The organism is Dietzia sp. DQ11-71, from assembly GCF_014144995.1.
Taxonomy (GTDB): Bacteria; Actinomycetota; Actinomycetes; order Mycobacteriales; family Mycobacteriaceae; genus Dietzia; species Dietzia kunjamensis.
In genome coordinates this window covers 1-1,183 of sequence record NZ_JAALDT010000520.1, presented here as the reverse complement: position 1 = coordinate 1,183, position 1,183 = coordinate 1, and the positions used below count along the sequence as shown (strand labels likewise).

Sequence of the window (1,183 nt, the reverse complement as noted above, 5' to 3'; positions counted from 1 at the left end):
AAGGTCCACTCGTCGCAGGCGGGATCGTTGGCCAGGTCAATGACGGTCTGGCCGAACGCGGTCATCCGCAGCTGCGTGAACAGCGGCATGTCGGCGTCGGTGAGATGACGATCAGTCACTGCAGCTCCTCCTGCCCCGCAGTGCCGCTGCTCGGGCCTCCGGTGAGGACGGCGAGGCTGAACTGCTCGGGCCCGGCCAGATGCGCCCCGGTGGTATCTCGCCGATCCGGCGGCGGCTCCAGCCGGTCCGTCGTAGCCGCCACCGCCGGCTGCGTGGTGGTGGGCCGGGCGGCGGCCTGGGTCCTCAGGGCCGCCAGCTGCTGCTTGACGGCGGTGTAGCTGATCGCCCGGCGGGAGGTCTCGGAGACGAGTTGGCCACAGGCCCGCTCGAGCAGCATCTTGTTGTCCCCGCGGGCCAGGGCGAGGATGTTCTGGCACGAACGGTAGCCCTGAGCCTCGATCCGCTGGCGATCCAGGACCTCACTGATCGCGGCCACGGTGTGCGGTCCGATCTTGTGGGCCTGGCGCACGAAATACGCCCGCGACCACAGGTCCGATGACTGCAGATGCTGCGCGGGAACATGGTCGGGATCGGTGACGAAGGCGTGCCGCCTACCGGAGACGGCATGGGAGGCGATGACCTCCCCGCCAGCCATGACCGTGAGCGTGGGACCGGTGATCTTCACATCGACGTGCTGGCCGGCGAAGGTGTGGGGCACCGAGTACTTCACCGTGGCGATCTCCACGTGGTAATCCCTGTTGACCTTGGACTTCTTCCAGATGACTGGCTGCCAGCGGGCCTCGGGAAGGTCGAACAGTTCCGACTGCTCGTGCTCGGTGAACAGCTCCCGGCGGCTGGTCTTCTGGCCGCGGAACGGGGTCCGGTCGTTGATCGCCTCGACCTCGGCGGCGATCGCCTCGTTCGCATCATCCAGGCTAGCGAACCGCCGATCGGCCAGCCGTCCGATCACCCAGTTCGTCACCACCTTCACCCCGGCCTCGACGTTGCCCTTGTCCGTCGGGTGCACCGGCCGAGTGGGCACGGCGGCGGTCTGGTGGTACTCGAGGAAGTCCCGGTACTCACGGTTGACCTCGCGGGCCCGGTCACCGCGGGCGATCTGGGTCGACGCCGTCGAGGCGTTGTCCGGGACGATCACCTGCGCCGCGCCGCCGAAGTACTCGAA

General features: G+C 68.2%; 1 protein-coding gene. It reads right to left on the bottom strand.

Translation table 11 applies throughout. The annotated features are described in order from the left end of the window. Positions 1-115: 115 nt before the first annotated feature. A partial coding sequence (locus tag G6023_RS15520; RefSeq protein WP_182636382.1) for a Mu transposase domain-containing protein occupies positions 116-1,183 on the bottom strand: 1,068 nt, incomplete at its 5' end.